The sequence below is a fragment of the Asticcacaulis sp. genome (assembly GCF_051956075.1).
Lineage (GTDB): Bacteria > Pseudomonadota > Alphaproteobacteria > Caulobacterales > Caulobacteraceae > Asticcacaulis.
Window position 1 is genome coordinate 117,138 of the sequence record NZ_JBQCGA010000008.1, and the last position, 14,093, is coordinate 131,230.

The window sequence follows — 14,093 nt, forward strand, 5'->3', positions numbered from 1 at the left end:
CGAGGGTGCGTCTGTTCCGGGGTTGGGGCAATTGCCCCTGCTAGGCGTGGATGCCGCCGGAGACTTCTATACGCTGACCGTTGATCCAGCCCGCTTCGTCGGACAGGAGCATGGCGACCGCGCCGCCGATATCGTCGGGCAGACCGACGCGGCCTAGCGGCGTGCGGCTGGCGATGGCGGCGTTCAGTTCCTTGTTGTCGCGGACATTGCCATTGCCGAAATCGGTCTCGATGGCGCCCGGCGCGATGACATTGGCGGTGATGCGGCGCGGCCCCAGCTCCACGGCCAGATAGCGCGTCAGGGCGTCGATAGCGGCCTTGGTCGCGCCATAGATGGATGAGCCCGGATAGCTGAAGCGCGCCAGACCGGACGAGATATTGACGATGCGCCCGCCGTCGCGCATCAGCGGCAGCAGTTTTTGCGTCAGAAACACCACGCCCTTGAAATGCACGTCGATCACTCCGTCGAACTGCGCTTCGGTGACTTCGGCGAAGGGCGCATAGAGCGCCATGCCGGCATTGTTAATCAGAAAGTCGAAATCGTCGCGGCCCCAGTGAGCCTTGAGCGCGTCGCGCACCTGATCGGCGAAGGCCGGAAAACGTGACGTCTCGCCGGTGTCAAGTTGCAGCGCGACCGCCTTGCGGCCCGTCGCGGCCAGATCGTTGATCAGACTGTCGGCCTCGTCCTTTTGCGTGCGGTAGGTGAACAGAATATCGACGCCGTGGGCGGCCAGATGTTGCGCCATATTGCGGCCAAGGCCGCGGCTGGCGCCGGTGATGATGGCAATCTTCTGGGTCATGGATAGGTCTCCTTGATAAGATGAGGCCACTATACTGTTTTCAATTTTTGCGATAAATTGCATATTTGAGACATCACTGTTCAGAAAATAGGAACAATGAACCCCTTATCCGCCGCCAAAGCCTTTGTGCGCGTGGTCGAATTGGGCGGCTTCACCGCCGCCGCCAGCGATCTTGGCCTGCCGAAATCGAGCGTCTCTCAGGCCGTGGCGCAGCTTGAGGCGCGCTTGCAGACCCAGCTCCTCTATCGCACCACGCGGCGGGTGCAACTCACCCACGACGGCGCGGCCTATTATGAACGCGCGCGCGACCTATTGTCCGATCTCGACGATATGGACACCATGTTTTTGCAGACCCCCGCCGCCCTGTCCGGTAGTTTGCGCGTCGATATGCCGGTCGTGCTGGCGCAAAATGTCGTCATTCCGCGCCTGCCAGAGTTTCTCGATGCGCATCCGGCGCTCAGTGTGGAACTGTCCAGCACTGACCGGCGCGTCGATGTGGTGGCCGAGGGCTTCGACTGCGTGCTGCGCGTCGGCCTGTTGTCGGACTCGGCCCTGATGACGCGGCGGCTGGGCGAAATGCGCATGATCAATGTCGCCACGCCCGCCTATATTGCGCAGCATGGCCTGCCGCAAAGCCTCGACGATCTGAAGACGCACCGGATGGTGCATTACGTCTCCAGCATGGGCGCCAGGCCCTATGGTTTTGAATATCGCGACGGCGATACCTGGCGCACGCTTGATATGCCGGGCCGGATCACGGTCAACAACACCCTGGCTTTTCAGGCGGCGATGCGGGCGGGCCTCGGCCTTATCCAGTGTCCGCGCACCGGCGTGGCGGACGATCTGCGCGCGGGTCGGCTGATCGAGATCCTGCCGCAGTACGAGGCCGAGCCTTTGCCCGTGTCGTTGATCTGGCCGCGCCGCCGCCATCAGGCCAGGCGGGTGCGCGCCTTCATGGACTGGCTGAGCGCGGCGATCGGCGATTATCTCAACGAGGCCTCCCTTGTCTAAACCGCCCCTTGCCTAAGCCGTCCTGCAATGCCATGCTGCGCAACAAAGCCAAAATAAGAAGCTGATGAGACGCCCCACCTCCTTCGATATCGCCGCCCTCGCCGGGGTCAGCCAGGCCACGGTTTCGCGCGCCCTGTCCGGCGCGCCCTCGGTCAGCGACGCCATCCGCCAGCGCGTCTATGAGGCGGCGGCCCAGCTCAACTACACGGTCGATATCAATGCGCGCAAACTGCGCTCGAAGAAGATCAACACCATCGCCGTGCTGGTGTCGCAGGATCTCGACCATCCCGACAACCGCATCAATCCCTTCTTCCTGCCGCTGATCGGCTCGATCCTCGACTACGCCTCGGACAAGGGGGTCGATGTGCTGGTCTCGCTGCAAAAGGACGGCGACGACTGGAGCGCCGATTATGGCTTCGCGCGCCGCGCCGACGGCATCATTTTTCTCGGCTACCGCAATTTCGAGGCCTATCGGCAAAAGGTCGAATCCCTGCGCGCCATCGGCGAGCCCTGGGTGGTGTTTGGCCCGGAAATGCCGGAAACACCCGACCTGTTCGTCGGCTCCGATAATGAGGGCGGCGCGTTTGAGGCCGTGCGCCACCTGATCGGGCTGGGGCGCAAGCGCATCCTGTTCCTGGGCGAGGCCTCGTCCAACCATTCGGAATATTTTGAGCGCCATAAGGGCTATCTGCGCGCCCATGAAGCGGCGGGCCTGACTCCCGATCCGGCCCTGGCGATCGACTGCTTCATTTCGCGCGAGGAGGGCGCGGCGGCCATCGACAGGCTGATCGGTGAGGGCGCGGATTTCGACGCCGTGTTCGCCGTCACCGACCTGCTGGCGGTCGGCGCCATCCAGTCTTTGCAAAAGCATGGCCGCCATGTGCCGAAGGACGTTTCGGTGATGGGCTTTGACGATCAGTGGGTGTGCGCCTGCACCTGGCCGCAGCTTTCCAGCGTGCATCAGGATACGGCCACGGCGGCGCGCGTGCTGGTCGATACGCTGGCGGCGCTGATCGACAATGAGCCGGTGTCGATGACGCGCATTCCGACGCGGCTGGTCATCCGGGATTCGTGCGGCGGGTGAATCCCGCCCGAAAAGCCACACCGGATCACTGCGTTACGCGACGCGCTTGCCTGATGGCGAAGGGCGCGGTAGTGTTTGGTTAAGCATCAGGTGAAGGGGAGCCGCCATGCGTCTGATATACAGCCTCGCCGTCCTCGGATTGGCCCTGGCCGCTGTTCCGGCGGGAGCGCAGGAGATCGTCGCCGCCGCGCCAATGGACCGCGCCATTGCGGCGGGCGACGTCGCCGCCGTCGCGGTCGCGCAGATCAATGACAAGGCCGACGCCGCCGAGGCGCAGCAGAAGATCGATCTCTACAAGCAGCTCATGGAGCTGAACGGCGTCACCCAGAATATCCGCAATGTCATCGCCGCCACCAAGACCGCCACGCGCCTGGTTATCATCGACCGCGCCGGTGTGGACAAGCTGACGCCTGAACAGGATGCGCGCTACAACCAGATCGCCGACAATGTGCTGAGCGCGACGCAAGCCGAGTTGATCAACGCCGTGGCCAGCGCGCAGGCGCAGAATTTCACCGCCGACGAGATTCATCAGCTTATCACCGCCAACGCCTCGCCCGCCGCCGCCAAATATAATGCGGTCAAGTTCCTCACGCCCGACGATAACGCCACGGCGGTGCAGAACTATATGGTCGATGCGGTGGTCAAGATCGTCAAGACCTGGTCGCAGGCGCAGACCGGCTAAAACCTGCGCGGGGGGCTTTTTCATGAATCATCACCTGACACTGTGCGCCGTTCTGTGCGTCGCCTTCACCGCCGGTTCGGCCATCGCCGCGCCCGCGCCGCAGACGCGCTCCATGCTGGCCATCCTGTCGCTGAGCGGGCCGGACGCCAAGGCCTCCGACATCACGGCGGGCCTGTCCGCCGGTCAGGGGGCCGCGCCGCCCGTGCCGGTTCCCGACGCCCTGACGCGCCAGACCGCCGAGGCGGTGACGGCGCTTTATAACAACCGCACCGCCGATCAGGCGGCCTCGCCCGCCGCGGACGCCGCCGTCACCGATCCGGCCCTGGCCGAGCGCGTCGGGCTGGCGCGCGCCCTGTTCCGCGTTGACGGCACCGACGCCCTGATCCGCCACTTCGTCGAAACCGAACATATGAAGCTGATCATCGCCGAGGTCGCCCGGCATATCGACTTCTCCAAGCTGAGCGAAAGCGACAAATACCGGCTGGCCGCCATCGCCGCCAACGCGCAGACCGAGCTGGAGGAGAATATCCTGAACCTGTCAGCGACCCAGACCGCCCAGCTCATGACCAAGCCGGAACTGCTGCAACTGATGGCCGCCTTCGACACCGACGCCCAGCGCAAGCTGACCGATGTGCGCCTGCACGACGACGGCAAGACCGACAGCCTGGCCGAACTCGATATCCGCCTGGCCCAGTACCAGATCGTCAAACAGTACGAGAGCGGGCAGTAGAGGCAGGAGCCTTAGCTTGTTCCACGATCAGCCGCGCCGATTCGCGCTCCAGGCGCGTCTTGACCTCGATCATGAATTCGGCGCGCTTCATACCCGCAGGCAGGGGCGGCAGGAATTCGAACACCACGGTTCCCGGTTTGCGGTCAATGCCGTGGCCGGGCCAGAACTGGCCGGAATTGGTCGCAAGTAAATGGCAGGGAACGTCGAGATCGCGGTAGAGCGCCGCCACGCCCGGCTTATAGACCGGATCGTCGCCGGGGTCGGAGCGCGTGCCTTCGGGGAAGATCAGGATTTGACGCCCTTCGGCCAGACTGGCCCGGCAGGCCGTCACCATGCTTTTCAGCGCCTTGGCCGCGTCTTCGCGCTTGATCGCCACCATGCGCGTGCGCCAGGCGTACCAGCCAAAAAACGGCAGATAAATCAGCGATTTTTTCAGCACATAGGCAGGCGCCTTCAGCACCACGAAGGGCGCGATGGTGTCGAGCATGCTCATATGTTTGCCCGCGATCAGCGCAGGCCCGTCGGGGCGATGCTCAAGACCGCGAAATTCGACACGGATGCCGACGATCAGGCGCGCGCCGAACAGTACGCACTTCGCCCACCAACGGATAACCGCCATGGCGCAGACCGATGGCAGTAAAAGCAGGGGCGAGAAGACGAGACCGAAAAACGCCATGGAGCCATAGAGCCACAGCATGAACAGCAGGGAACGCAGTCGGGTCAAAAATGGCCTCATGAAGCGGCGGAAGCGGACAACGACGCCGAATCGGTCGCTTCGGAGCCGGGTTTGGGCGTCTCGCCCTTGTCGCCAAAGGCGTGCGAAACGCTTAAGATAGCGTCGCGTCCGAGAATGGCCAGATATTTGCTGTATTCCAGCACGATAAGCCGCTGGCCCTTGCGCGATTTCCACCAGTCGCGCGCGTCCAGCTCCGGCGTCGCCACCGGATAGGGGATGAAATGCGCATCCGGCATGTCGGCCTTCAGCTCCAGCAGAGCGCGCGGCATATGATAGTCGGAAGTGACCACAATCAGGTCGTAGAAGTCGTGACCACGCGCCCAGTCGGCGATTTCACGCGCATTGCCAACCGTATTTTCAGCCTCATAGCCGAGATCGACGCAGCATTCATACAGGCGCCGGGAGCCTTCGGTGACGTTCTGCAATTGCGGACGTGTGACTTCGCGGTTGACGCCGGAGATAAACAGGCGCTGGCCCTTGCGCCGTTCGAGCAGGCGCATGCCCTCCTTGAGCCGCAGATCCGATGCGCCGGTCAGCACGACAATGGCGTCGGCGGGATCGTCGGGTTCGATGGCGGGGGTGGAGTCGATGACGCGGTCGGCGAAGACCAGCAGGCCAGCCAGCCAGAGCAGCACGACGACGCCGAGCGCAATCAAGGACCGCATGTGCTTAATGTCCGCCTCCCCGAATAGCCCTAAGCCGCCCTGTTCGGGCCGCCGCCCAGCAGTCTGAGCGTCACCATGCGCGCGGTTACCGCAGCGATCAGCGCCACCAGAACCGGACAAGGAAGTAATATTAACAGGTCCGACCAGGAAAAGGGAAGGGCCAGGGCGAAGCTTTGTGAGCGACCTGTGACTTTTATGAGCGCCATGGCGACGGCGGACAGGCCCGCGCCCAGCAGGCCCGATTCAAACGCCATGCGCGCAAAGCGGTTCTGAAAACGCTCGGCGATGAAGATGTCCGAAGCGCCGCACAAAGACAGCACCTCGACGATATTGCCGCGCGCCGCCAGCCCTGCGCGCGTAGCGAAACCGACCACGGCGGCGGTCGCCGAACCGATGATCAGGAAGACGCCCAGCGACAAAAGCCTGATGGTCAGCGCGCTTTGCTGCACGTCCTTGAGCCAGACCGAATGGTCATCGACCGAGGCGTCGATATTCTGCGCCGACAGGGCTGTGCGGATGTCGTGCAGGCTGGCCGGGTGGCGCGGATCGAGGCTGACCTCGACCAGGTTGGGGATCGGCAGATCGTCCAGAACGGCGTCGCCCAGCCACGGCTTGATCAGCGCCTTGGCCTTGTCCGGCTCCAGCGCCGTCACCTGGCCGACCCCCTTGATCCCGGCCAGCGCCTCGGCGGCGTGGGCGGCGGCGACCGAGCCGCTTTCCAGCCCCTGCGGCCGCACCTGCACGGTGATTTCCGAGCGGATGTCGCGCGACCAGCCCGCCGCGGCGCGGTCCGAGGCCACCACGGTCAGAGCCGCCATGCAGGCCAGAAAACACAGCACGCCGATGACGTAATGCAGGGCGACCTCGCGCTCGTCCTGACGCGGCAGCAGATCGCGCGCCTGTAAGTTTCGGAAGCGGTTGAGGAAGAAGGTAATCATCCGCCCGCCCCTTTCGACAGGGCGCGGCGCGTCAGGCGGCCGTCCTTCAGCTCCAGCACGGGCATGCCCGAAGCGCGCACCAGGCTTTCATCATGGGTGGCGATCAGCACCGTGGCACCCAGCCGATTCAGCTCGATGAACAGACGCATGATGCGCAGGCCCATAGCGTAGTCGATGCTGCCGGTCGGCTCATCGGCGATGATCAGGGTCGGGCGCGTCACGACCGCGCGCGCGATGGCCAGACGCTGCTTTTCGCCGCCGGATAAAAGCTCCGGCATGGCGTGGATGCGGTGTTTCAATCCGACCCAGCTCAAGAGTTCGGTGACGTCGTCGCGATAGGCGTTCGGGCTCTGACCATGCACGAACAGGGGCAGGCCCGCATTATCGAAGACGTTAAGATGATCGAGCAGGCGGAATTCCTGAAACACGATGCCGAGCTGGCGGCGCAGGCGGGCGCTCTGAGCGCGGTCGTGCGGGCGGATGGCTTCGCCGAACAGAGCGATCTGGCCGCTGGACGGCTGCTGCGCCAGATAGATCAGTTTCAGCAGCGAGGTCTTGCCCGCGCCCGACGGGCCGGTCAGGAAGTGAAACGACCCGGCAGGCAACTGAAATGTCAGATTTTTTAGGATCAGACGCGGATCGTCGTCACCGTTCAGCGGCGGCTGTTCCGGGCCGAGGCCGTAACCGAGCGACACCCCGTCAAACGCCACCACCGGCCCGCCGGAAGTGGGCGCCGATTGTAAATCCGGGGACTTTTCCGGGCGGCGGGACATGAGCGCTTGAGGGCCTCAGATTTGATCAGTTGTTAAGACTTTTCGGGACATAAGGTTAAAAAGCCGTATTTGGTTAATACCGGCTTATGCAGTGATTCGGCTGTTGTCTGAGCGATCATGATCCTGAGTTGTCCTAATTGCGGTACGCGTTACAGCCTTTCTGAGTCCCAATTGGGGCCGAATGGCCGCAAGGTGCGCTGCTCCGCCTGCAAGACGACCTGGCATGCCGAGGCGCCGCCCGCCGAACCGATCGAACTGGCCCCCGAAGCCCCCGCCAAATCGCGCGTAGAAGACCTGCAAAAGGTCAAGGCCGAGCGCCTGCCGTCGCGCTACCGCGCCCTGTTGCAGGACAAGCAGCGGCTCAAGGCGCTGACCGCGCAGGGCTTGGTCTGGGGCGGGCTGGCGACCGGCTTCATCGCGGTTCTGGCCCTGGCCTTCATCCTGCGCGTCGATATTGTGCGCACCTTCCCGCGCATCGCGGGCGCCTACGCCATGGTCGGGGTCAAGGTCAACGCCACCCATCTCGAATTCGGAACCAAGAGCGCCGACGCCAGCTTCAAGGGCGGGCGTTTCTACGTCACGGTCAAGGCGCAGATCAGGAACATCAGCGACAAGGCCGTACCGGTGCCACCGGTGCGCGTCAAGCTGATGGACGCCAGCCTGCAAACCTTCTCGACGGCGTTGATCCCGTCCGGCGGACTGTCGGTGCCGGCGCACCAGACGCGCACCCTGACCTTTGACGTCGCCGATCCGAAGAACCTGACCTCGTCCATCGACATGGATTTCGATCTCGAAGCGCTGAAAGCCAGCGGAGGGCGCGCACCGCTGCGCCATGCGGACAGCCATGACGACGCTGCGCCGCAAACGGCGGACGAGGCGGCGCAGGCGGCGGCGACCGAAGCGCCCGTCGCGGCTGCATCGGAGCCGCCCACGCCTCAGGACGCCCCTCAGGAAGTCCATGCCGTGGCCCCAGATGCGCCAATGGACGCGCCAGCGACCGCGCAGGTGACGGATCATGCGACCCCCGCCCTGCGCACCACATTGGCGGATGCGGGCGGGGCGCACTGAGATGACTGATCAGCCCCCCGTCCTGCTGTCCGAAGCCGACGTGCAGGCGCGCGTGGACGCTTTGGCCGACCTTCTTGCGCACTATATTCGCGATACGTGCGTCGGCGTGTGTCTGCTGACCGGCGGCATCTGGTTCGCCGCCGACCTGACGCGCGCCCTGAACAAACGCGGGCGCGACATCGCCTTCGACGCCCTTTGGCTGTCGTCCTACGGCGATGTGCGCGAGGCCGGGACCATGCTGATCCGCGCGCCGTTGCAGCGCCCGGTCGAGGGTCGGCAGGTGCTGATCATCGACGATGTGCTCGACACCGGCGCCTCGCTCAAGATCGCGCGCGACATATGCTGGGAGGCCGGCGCGTCAGAAGTGCTGACCTGCGTGTTCGCGCGCAAGCCCGATCCGCTGAAAGAAGGGGCGCGCCGCGAGATCGAGGCCGATTTCTGCGCCTGGGAGGCGCCGAACCGCTATCTGGTCGGCTATGGCCTTGACGATGCAGGCAAGTATCGCGGCCTGCCCTATATCGGGGTTATGGATTAGAGCAATAGCTTACAGCCCCCAAAGGTTAACTTCGATAGGGGATTCAATTCTGATAATAGCTTATTCACTGACGTAATTGCACTGATCCCTGGGCAACGAGAGGCGCGGACCGATGAGTTGGCTCAGTCCATGGGACTGGCCGAACTTGCGGTATTAAAATGATGCCGGCGATCTATGTGGGTCTTATATACGGCGCTCTTATCGCTGGGTCGAACAAGGCGTGGTCGACCGGGTCTATGATGCCGATAGCCTGCACGATCTCATCTGTGAGCAAGACGGCCAGCCCGTCATCCCGCCGCGTTCGCGCGACGACGCCGATTACTGGGAGCCGCAAAAAGCATCGAAGCAGCAGGCGGATGGCGCGCCGTCCGCGCCACAAACTGATCGCAGCAGATCGTCAGTCGATGAAAATCGCTCTGAGCCGATGTTCACGCTCCACACGTAGAATTTCCAGTTGCTCCGCGTCCGACTTCGCCTGTCGTGAGTGTTGGATCAGGATGCCAAGAGCGTTCATCAGGTCGCTGATTTCATCTTTTCTGCTTGGTTGCACTGGCGGCTCAATGTCGAGATCCCCCTGCGCGAGCCGCAGGATCATCGCGGAAACCTGTTGCAGCGGGCCGGTGATCCTTATGGTCATCACCCAGAAAATGCCGCCAACCAGAAGCGTGGCGGCCGCCACAACGCCCAGCAGGATGCGATGCAGGCCAACGCGCTGGAAAGCCTCTATTTTCTGATCGCGTTGGTCGCGCATATGATCCAGTGAAGCGACATAGACGTCCAGATCGTCGCCGAGCGCTGCGAATGAAGCCGCTGCGGGTTTGGTCCTGTTGGAAAGCGCGGCGCGGTCAGTTTTCAGCGCCGCATCGACGCTGTCCTGAACTTGATGAATTCGCGCGTCGCCGTCGCTCAGCGTCGCCCGCCGCCAGGTCCGGACGTCAGCTTCCGTTCGCCGCAGGTCTGCGGCGAGATGTCGCGGCGGCGCGGCGCCACTGAGGTTCGCCTGAGCTGTATCGCGCGCGATCAGGCTGATATGGGCGCGGACATGGTCTGCTGCAGCGGCCTCATCCAGCACCTCTGCATTGGCAGTCAGCAAATGGTCGAAATGCGTGAAATCAACCATCGCGATGGTGAGGATGACGAGCAGCAGACCGATACTGGCCGCCATATAGACGAGAATGCGAGCTTTCAGGGTCATCAGCGTGTCCGTTAAGTGACGTTTCCCCCCTTGGCCGTAGGCGAAGTTCAGCCGCATCAGGGAGTATATGAGCTATCTCCCGCCCCCCTGAGCAGCATCAGGCGGGCGGGCTGGAAGAGGCGGATGTCGCGGTTCAGGCGGCGCGGAGTTGCTGGACGAAGGTTTCGACCTCGGCGCGCAAATCGCCAGCCTGACTGGTCAGGTGTCCGGACAGCCCCATGAGTTGCGTCGAGGCGGCGCCCGTCATCTCGGCGGCGCGATTGACGCCAAAGATATTTTCGGTGACCAACGCCGCGCCGCCAGCAGCGCGGGTGGTGTTGCTGGCGATTTCGGCCGTGGCTGCGCTCTGCTGTTCGACCGCCGAGGCGATGGCGGTCGAGATGGACCGTACATTCTGAATTGTGGCGACGATACGTCCGATCGAGCCGACGGCGCGTTGCGTCGCCGCCTGGATGAAATTGACCTTGCCCGCGATGTCGTCGGTGGCGCGCGCCGTCTGGCTGGCCAAAGCCTTGACTTCGGAGGCGACGACCGCAAAGCCGCGTCCCGCCTCGCCCGCGCGTGCCGACTCGATCGTGGCGTTGAGCGCCAGCAGGTTGGTCTGGGCGGCGATGTCGCTGATCAGCTTGACGATTTCGTTGATGCCTTCAGCGGCGCTGGCCAATTCGCGGATCTCATGTTCAGAGCGCGCCGCCTCTTCCGCCGCCTCATAGGAGGTGCTGGCGGCGTTGCTGACCTGTTCGTTGATCTCGCGCACCGACACGCTCATCTCCTCGGTCGCCGCCGCTACGGTTTGCACATTGCTGGCGGCGGCTTCGGCGGCGCCAGATACGGCCTGGGTCTGGCGCGAGGTTTCCTCTGCGGTCGCCGCCAGGCTCTGCGCAGCCTCGGACACTTCCGTCGAGGATTTCTGGAAAGCGCTGGCCAAGGCGCCCATACGCGTCTGGAAGGCGTCCGCGATGGCGTTGCGCTCCTGAATCAATCTGACTGCGGCCAGTTTTTCCTGCTCGCCGGCGGCCAGACGCAACTGCTCGGCTTCGACAAGCCCCTGCCGGAAGACCTCCGCGGTGCGCGCCATGGCGCCCAGTTCGTCCTTGCGCTCCTGCCCCGGCACCACATGCGCCAGATCGCCGTTCGACATGGCGCGCTGCGTATCCGTCAGGGCCTTAAGCGGCTGGACAATGGATATGCGGGTGACAAAGAAGGCGACGGTGACCGCCAGCAGAACGGCCAGCGCCAATATGCCCCAGGTCGTATTCACTGTATTGCGCGTATCGTCCGTCGCGCTCGACGAGGCGGCGGCATTGTCGGCCAGCGTATCGTCCACAACCTTGCTCATCCCGGCCTCGACCTGCGTGATTGCGGGGTCGCACACCTGGCGCATCTGCTGACGCGCCGCGTGCGCGTCCTTGAGCGCATCGGCCTCCACCGGCCCGCAGGCTTGAGCCAGAACCGTCTGGTACGTTGAGGCGATTTTGGAAATGCGTCCGGTTTCCTTGGGAAGTAGCTGTGTGGACACCTGGGTCTGACGATCGAAGGTGCTTTCCGCCGTATTCAAATCCTTGCGCGCTTCGCTAAGCTGTTGCGCGTCTTCAGCGGACGCCATCTTGTAGAGCGCTGCTTCGGACTTGATGACCTGTTTTGCGGCGCGTTCCATTTTGACGCTGGCGACGCCAGGCCCCGAAATGACCGCGCCATAGGCGCCGGATATCGCGGTCATGCGGGTCGTTGTCCAGGCCACCGTGATCACAGTAGCGATGGACATGATGAGCATAAGGGCAAGCACCTTGCCCATCATCGGTATATTTTTTAGCGACACATTTGCCTCACGAAGAAAAGTAAAGACGTGTCACGTGTTCCAGAAAGGCGTCGGCGATGTAGGTCGTCACCTGCAGGGTCGGCGTCAGTGGAGAGAGTTCCCTCTATCTGAAGCGCGTGTGATTTAAGTGATCCCCGGCCATAGTTTAGCCTGAACGCACTCGTTCTGCGCCGACATCGTTAATGAAAGCCTAAAGGAGAATGATACCGCATGACCGCAATCTGAAGATGCGCGTTTCATGTCGCAAAATGGATAAGTCCTGCGAACTCTGGCCTATTACAGTCATTATGCTTAGGCTATTGTTGCAATATGCGAATATAACTAAAAACAATCTCGAATTGAAATTCTTGCGTACGCCTAAATTTACGTTACTGAGCAATTCAACTTTAATTCGCTTTCGGGATTATAATAGCTAAAATTGGCTGCTGACGGGCGTCCGTGATCACGAATTTTTTTACAATGCGCCGGTATTGACCGCGCCTTCAGAATAACAAGGCCGCAGTCCGGGGGCAGGAGCAAGTCTATGTGTCAGTCTGAATTACAGACACACCCGTTTCAGGAAGGGGATAGTTTTACATCCTTGCGCGACGTCTTTCTATCGCGGAAACTGTCGTCGAATATGCAGGCCGAAGGCGATGAAGCTGCGTTCAGGTGGCGGCTGAATGTCCTTAGCCTGGGCGGGTCAGAGAGGGGACAGGCGGACGCCTATTTCTACCGTCTGAACTGCAATGGCGGCTGGTGGTACACGCCTTCGCCAGAACGCTCCCTCATCAATCTGGTCATACCTGTCGTGGGCGGGGTTTCACTGCAGCGCGAAGCGGGCCGGATTGACGCCGAACCGGGCGAGGCCCTTGTCTATCAGAACCACGTCCTGACGCGAAAGCGCATGCGCCCCTTTGAAGGTTGCTTTGAATGCATAGGGCTGACTATGGAGTTTCGCCGCGCCGAGCGCGTGCTTGCGGAACTGCTGCAGGCCCCGATCGAAGCGGATCTTCGTCTGACTCCGAAAATTGATCTGAAGACGACGCACGGCCACATCGCCGCTTCCATGATGGAGCGCTTGAGCCTTTTGCCGGGCACAGATTCCGGTTCAGGACTGACGCCGCAACTGCAGCAGAGACTGGTTGACGCCTTTGCGCACCTCCTGCTGGAGTGTTCGCCTCACCGCTATACGGATCGCCTGATACGCCAGGGCAGCGGCGCCGTACCAGGCTACATCCGGCGGGCGCGAGACTACATGTGGCGCCACTGCGCGTCCGACCTGAGCATGACGGATGTCGCCGCCGAGGTGCAAGTCAGTCTCCGTACGCTGGAAAGCGGCTTTCGTAAGTTCCTCGACACGACGCCGGGGGCCTATCTGCGGACGCTGCGGCTGCGACTGGCGCGCAAAAGACTCCAATCCAACGCCGATGCCTGCTCTATCGGTGAAATCGCCAAGGCGTGCGGATTTCAACATGTGGGGCGTTTCGCGCGCTATTATATGCAGGCTTACGGAGAGACCCCATCGCAGACGCGCCAAAGCGGCGCGCAGCGAACATAAACGCCATCTCGATGGATATCGGCGTTCAGGATGGCCTGCGCGTCGATGCCGTCAAGCCGCATGACAATCTCGGTTTATATCGTTGATTTTATTGTTATATTTTTGGTTGCGGGGGCCAGATTTGAACTGACGACCTTCAGGTTATGAGCCTGACGAGCTACCGGGCTGCTCCACCCCGCGTCACCAAGAAGTACGGGCGATTGAGCGCAGCCCGGTTTGTTTTTGCTTTGCCTGTTCGGCTTTTGGCCTCACAGGCGGGGCTGCTCCACCCCGCGTCACCAAGAGTAAATACCGATTGAGCGCAGCCCGGTATTTTTGCTTTGTCGGCTTGTTGTCACAAGCCTTGGCTGCTCCACCCTGCGCGGCGTATGGCAGCGAGATATTAAAAAACCGGGCGGGCTTATGTGCCTGCCCGGTTTGGGTATTGTGTATGAAGGGTATTTTACCTGTTTTTGGTAGACCTGGCGACGACCTACTCTCCCGCGCCTTAAGACGAAGTACCATCGGCCCTGGAAGGC

Annotated in this window: 15 protein-coding genes and 1 tRNA gene; 7 read left to right on the forward strand and 9 right to left on the reverse strand. The window is 62.4% G+C overall.

The window, feature by feature from the left end; translation table 11 throughout:
* Positions 1 to 40 precede the first annotated feature (40 nt).
* Positions 41 to 799, reverse strand: a complete 759-nt coding sequence (locus tag ACTHLA_RS02255; protein ID WP_440184920.1) for an SDR family NAD(P)-dependent oxidoreductase — start codon at positions 797 to 799, stop codon at positions 41 to 43.
* A gap of 96 nt (positions 800 to 895) precedes the next feature.
* Between ACTHLA_RS02255 and ACTHLA_RS02260 the strand changes: the two genes are divergently transcribed.
* From ACTHLA_RS02260 to ACTHLA_RS02275, 4 genes are all read left to right on the forward strand, one after another.
* The gene (locus tag ACTHLA_RS02260) at positions 896 to 1,810 is read left to right on the forward strand and encodes a LysR family transcriptional regulator (RefSeq protein ID WP_440184923.1); all 915 of its coding nucleotides are present in this window, start codon (positions 896 to 898) and stop codon (positions 1,808 to 1,810) included.
* 64 nt (positions 1,811 to 1,874) lie between these two features.
* On the forward strand, positions 1,875 to 2,894 hold the full coding sequence (locus tag ACTHLA_RS02265; RefSeq protein ID WP_440184925.1) for a LacI family DNA-binding transcriptional regulator: 1,020 nt from the start codon (positions 1,875 to 1,877) through the stop codon (positions 2,892 to 2,894).
* A 106-nt stretch (positions 2,895 to 3,000) separates the two neighbouring features.
* Entirely contained in the window at positions 3,001 to 3,576 is a 576-nt protein-coding gene (locus ACTHLA_RS02270) for a hypothetical protein (protein WP_440184928.1), read from the forward strand.
* A gap of 22 nt (positions 3,577 to 3,598) precedes the next feature.
* Positions 3,599 to 4,306: a hypothetical protein gene (locus tag ACTHLA_RS02275; protein WP_440184931.1), complete on the forward strand. Its 708-nt coding sequence runs from the start codon at positions 3,599 to 3,601 to the stop codon at positions 4,304 to 4,306.
* Here ACTHLA_RS02275 and ACTHLA_RS02280 read toward each other — a convergent pair.
* The 4 genes from ACTHLA_RS02280 to ACTHLA_RS02295 are packed head-to-tail and all read right to left on the reverse strand — an operon-like array spanning position 4,281 to position 7,418.
* The gene (locus ACTHLA_RS02280; protein ID WP_440184934.1) at positions 4,281 to 5,030 is read right to left on the reverse strand and encodes a lysophospholipid acyltransferase family protein; all 750 of its coding nucleotides are present in this window, start codon (positions 5,028 to 5,030) and stop codon (positions 4,281 to 4,283) included. The genes ACTHLA_RS02275 and ACTHLA_RS02280 overlap by 26 nt on opposite strands.
* Positions 5,031 to 5,038: 8 nt before the next feature.
* Positions 5,039 to 5,707: a YdcF family protein gene (locus tag ACTHLA_RS02285; protein WP_440184937.1), complete on the reverse strand. Its 669-nt coding sequence runs from the start codon at positions 5,705 to 5,707 to the stop codon at positions 5,039 to 5,041.
* A 29-nt stretch (positions 5,708 to 5,736) separates the two neighbouring features.
* Positions 5,737 to 6,645, reverse strand: a complete 909-nt coding sequence (locus tag ACTHLA_RS02290) for a cell division protein FtsX (protein ID WP_440184940.1) — start codon at positions 6,643 to 6,645, stop codon at positions 5,737 to 5,739.
* On the reverse strand, positions 6,642 to 7,418 hold the full coding sequence (locus tag ACTHLA_RS02295) for a cell division ATP-binding protein FtsE (RefSeq protein ID WP_440184943.1): 777 nt from the start codon (positions 7,416 to 7,418) through the stop codon (positions 6,642 to 6,644). The genes ACTHLA_RS02290 and ACTHLA_RS02295 overlap by 4 nt, the downstream gene beginning before the upstream one ends.
* Before the next feature lie 117 nt (positions 7,419 to 7,535).
* Here ACTHLA_RS02295 and ACTHLA_RS02300 point away from each other — a divergent pair, with 117 nt between their 5' ends.
* Together ACTHLA_RS02300 and ACTHLA_RS02305 are read left to right on the forward strand one after the other, a co-directional pair.
* Positions 7,536 to 8,486 (forward strand): MJ0042-type zinc finger domain-containing protein, encoded by a 951-nt coding sequence (locus ACTHLA_RS02300; RefSeq protein ID WP_440184945.1) that lies wholly within the window; start codon positions 7,536 to 7,538, stop codon positions 8,484 to 8,486.
* Between the two features lies 1 nt (position 8,487).
* Positions 8,488 to 9,021, forward strand: a complete 534-nt coding sequence (locus ACTHLA_RS02305) for a phosphoribosyltransferase (protein ID WP_440184948.1) — start codon at positions 8,488 to 8,490, stop codon at positions 9,019 to 9,021.
* 397 nt (positions 9,022 to 9,418) lie between these two features.
* On the opposite strand, the gene ACTHLA_RS02310 is transcribed toward ACTHLA_RS02305, so the two are convergent.
* Positions 9,419 to 10,216, reverse strand: coding sequence for a HAMP domain-containing protein (locus tag ACTHLA_RS02310; RefSeq protein ID WP_440184950.1), 798 nt, complete (start codon positions 10,214 to 10,216; stop codon positions 9,419 to 9,421).
* 133 nt (positions 10,217 to 10,349) lie between these two features.
* Positions 10,350 to 11,990 carry a methyl-accepting chemotaxis protein gene (locus ACTHLA_RS02315; RefSeq protein ID WP_440184952.1) on the reverse strand — a complete coding sequence of 547 codons (1,641 nt, stop codon included), beginning with the start codon at positions 11,988 to 11,990 and terminating at the stop codon, positions 10,350 to 10,352.
* A gap of 625 nt (positions 11,991 to 12,615) precedes the next feature.
* On the opposite strand from ACTHLA_RS02315, the gene ACTHLA_RS02320 reads away from it, so the two are divergent.
* Positions 12,616 to 13,575, forward strand: a complete 960-nt coding sequence (locus ACTHLA_RS02320; RefSeq protein WP_440184954.1) for a helix-turn-helix domain-containing protein — start codon at positions 12,616 to 12,618, stop codon at positions 13,573 to 13,575.
* Positions 13,576 to 13,678: 103 nt separating this feature from the next.
* On the opposite strand, the gene ACTHLA_RS02325 is transcribed toward ACTHLA_RS02320, so the two are convergent.
* Positions 13,679 to 13,755: transfer RNA gene (locus ACTHLA_RS02325), tRNA-Met, on the reverse strand.
* On the reverse strand, positions 13,756 to 14,093 hold a 338-nt coding region (locus ACTHLA_RS02330), incomplete at its 5' end, for a hypothetical protein (RefSeq protein ID WP_440184957.1).

Coding starts and splice junctions, on each gene's coding strand:
- ACTHLA_RS02255 (WP_440184920.1), bottom strand. CDS start 799: ATGACCCAGAAGATTGCCATCATCACCGGCGCCAGCCGCGGCCTTGGC.
- ACTHLA_RS02270 (WP_440184928.1), top strand. CDS start 3,001: ATGCGTCTGATATACAGCCTCGCCGTCCTCGGATTGGCCCTGGCCGCT.
- ACTHLA_RS02305 (WP_440184948.1), top strand. CDS start 8,488: ATGACTGATCAGCCCCCCGTCCTGCTGTCCGAAGCCGACGTGCAGGCG.
- ACTHLA_RS02290 (WP_440184940.1), bottom strand. CDS start 6,645: ATGATTACCTTCTTCCTCAACCGCTTCCGAAACTTACAGGCGCGCGAT.
- ACTHLA_RS02300 (WP_440184945.1), top strand. CDS start 7,536: ATGATCCTGAGTTGTCCTAATTGCGGTACGCGTTACAGCCTTTCTGAG.
- ACTHLA_RS02315 (WP_440184952.1), bottom strand. CDS start 11,990: ATGCTCATCATGTCCATCGCTACTGTGATCACGGTGGCCTGGACAACG.
- ACTHLA_RS02310 (WP_440184950.1), bottom strand. CDS start 10,216: ATGACCCTGAAAGCTCGCATTCTCGTCTATATGGCGGCCAGTATCGGT.
- ACTHLA_RS02265 (WP_440184925.1), top strand. CDS start 1,875: ATGAGACGCCCCACCTCCTTCGATATCGCCGCCCTCGCCGGGGTCAGC.
- ACTHLA_RS02260 (WP_440184923.1), top strand. CDS start 896: ATGAACCCCTTATCCGCCGCCAAAGCCTTTGTGCGCGTGGTCGAATTG.
- ACTHLA_RS02285 (WP_440184937.1), bottom strand. CDS start 5,707: ATGCGGTCCTTGATTGCGCTCGGCGTCGTCGTGCTGCTCTGGCTGGCT.
- ACTHLA_RS02275 (WP_440184931.1), top strand. CDS start 3,599: ATGAATCATCACCTGACACTGTGCGCCGTTCTGTGCGTCGCCTTCACC.
- ACTHLA_RS02295 (WP_440184943.1), bottom strand. CDS start 7,418: ATGTCCCGCCGCCCGGAAAAGTCCCCGGATTTACAATCGGCGCCCACT.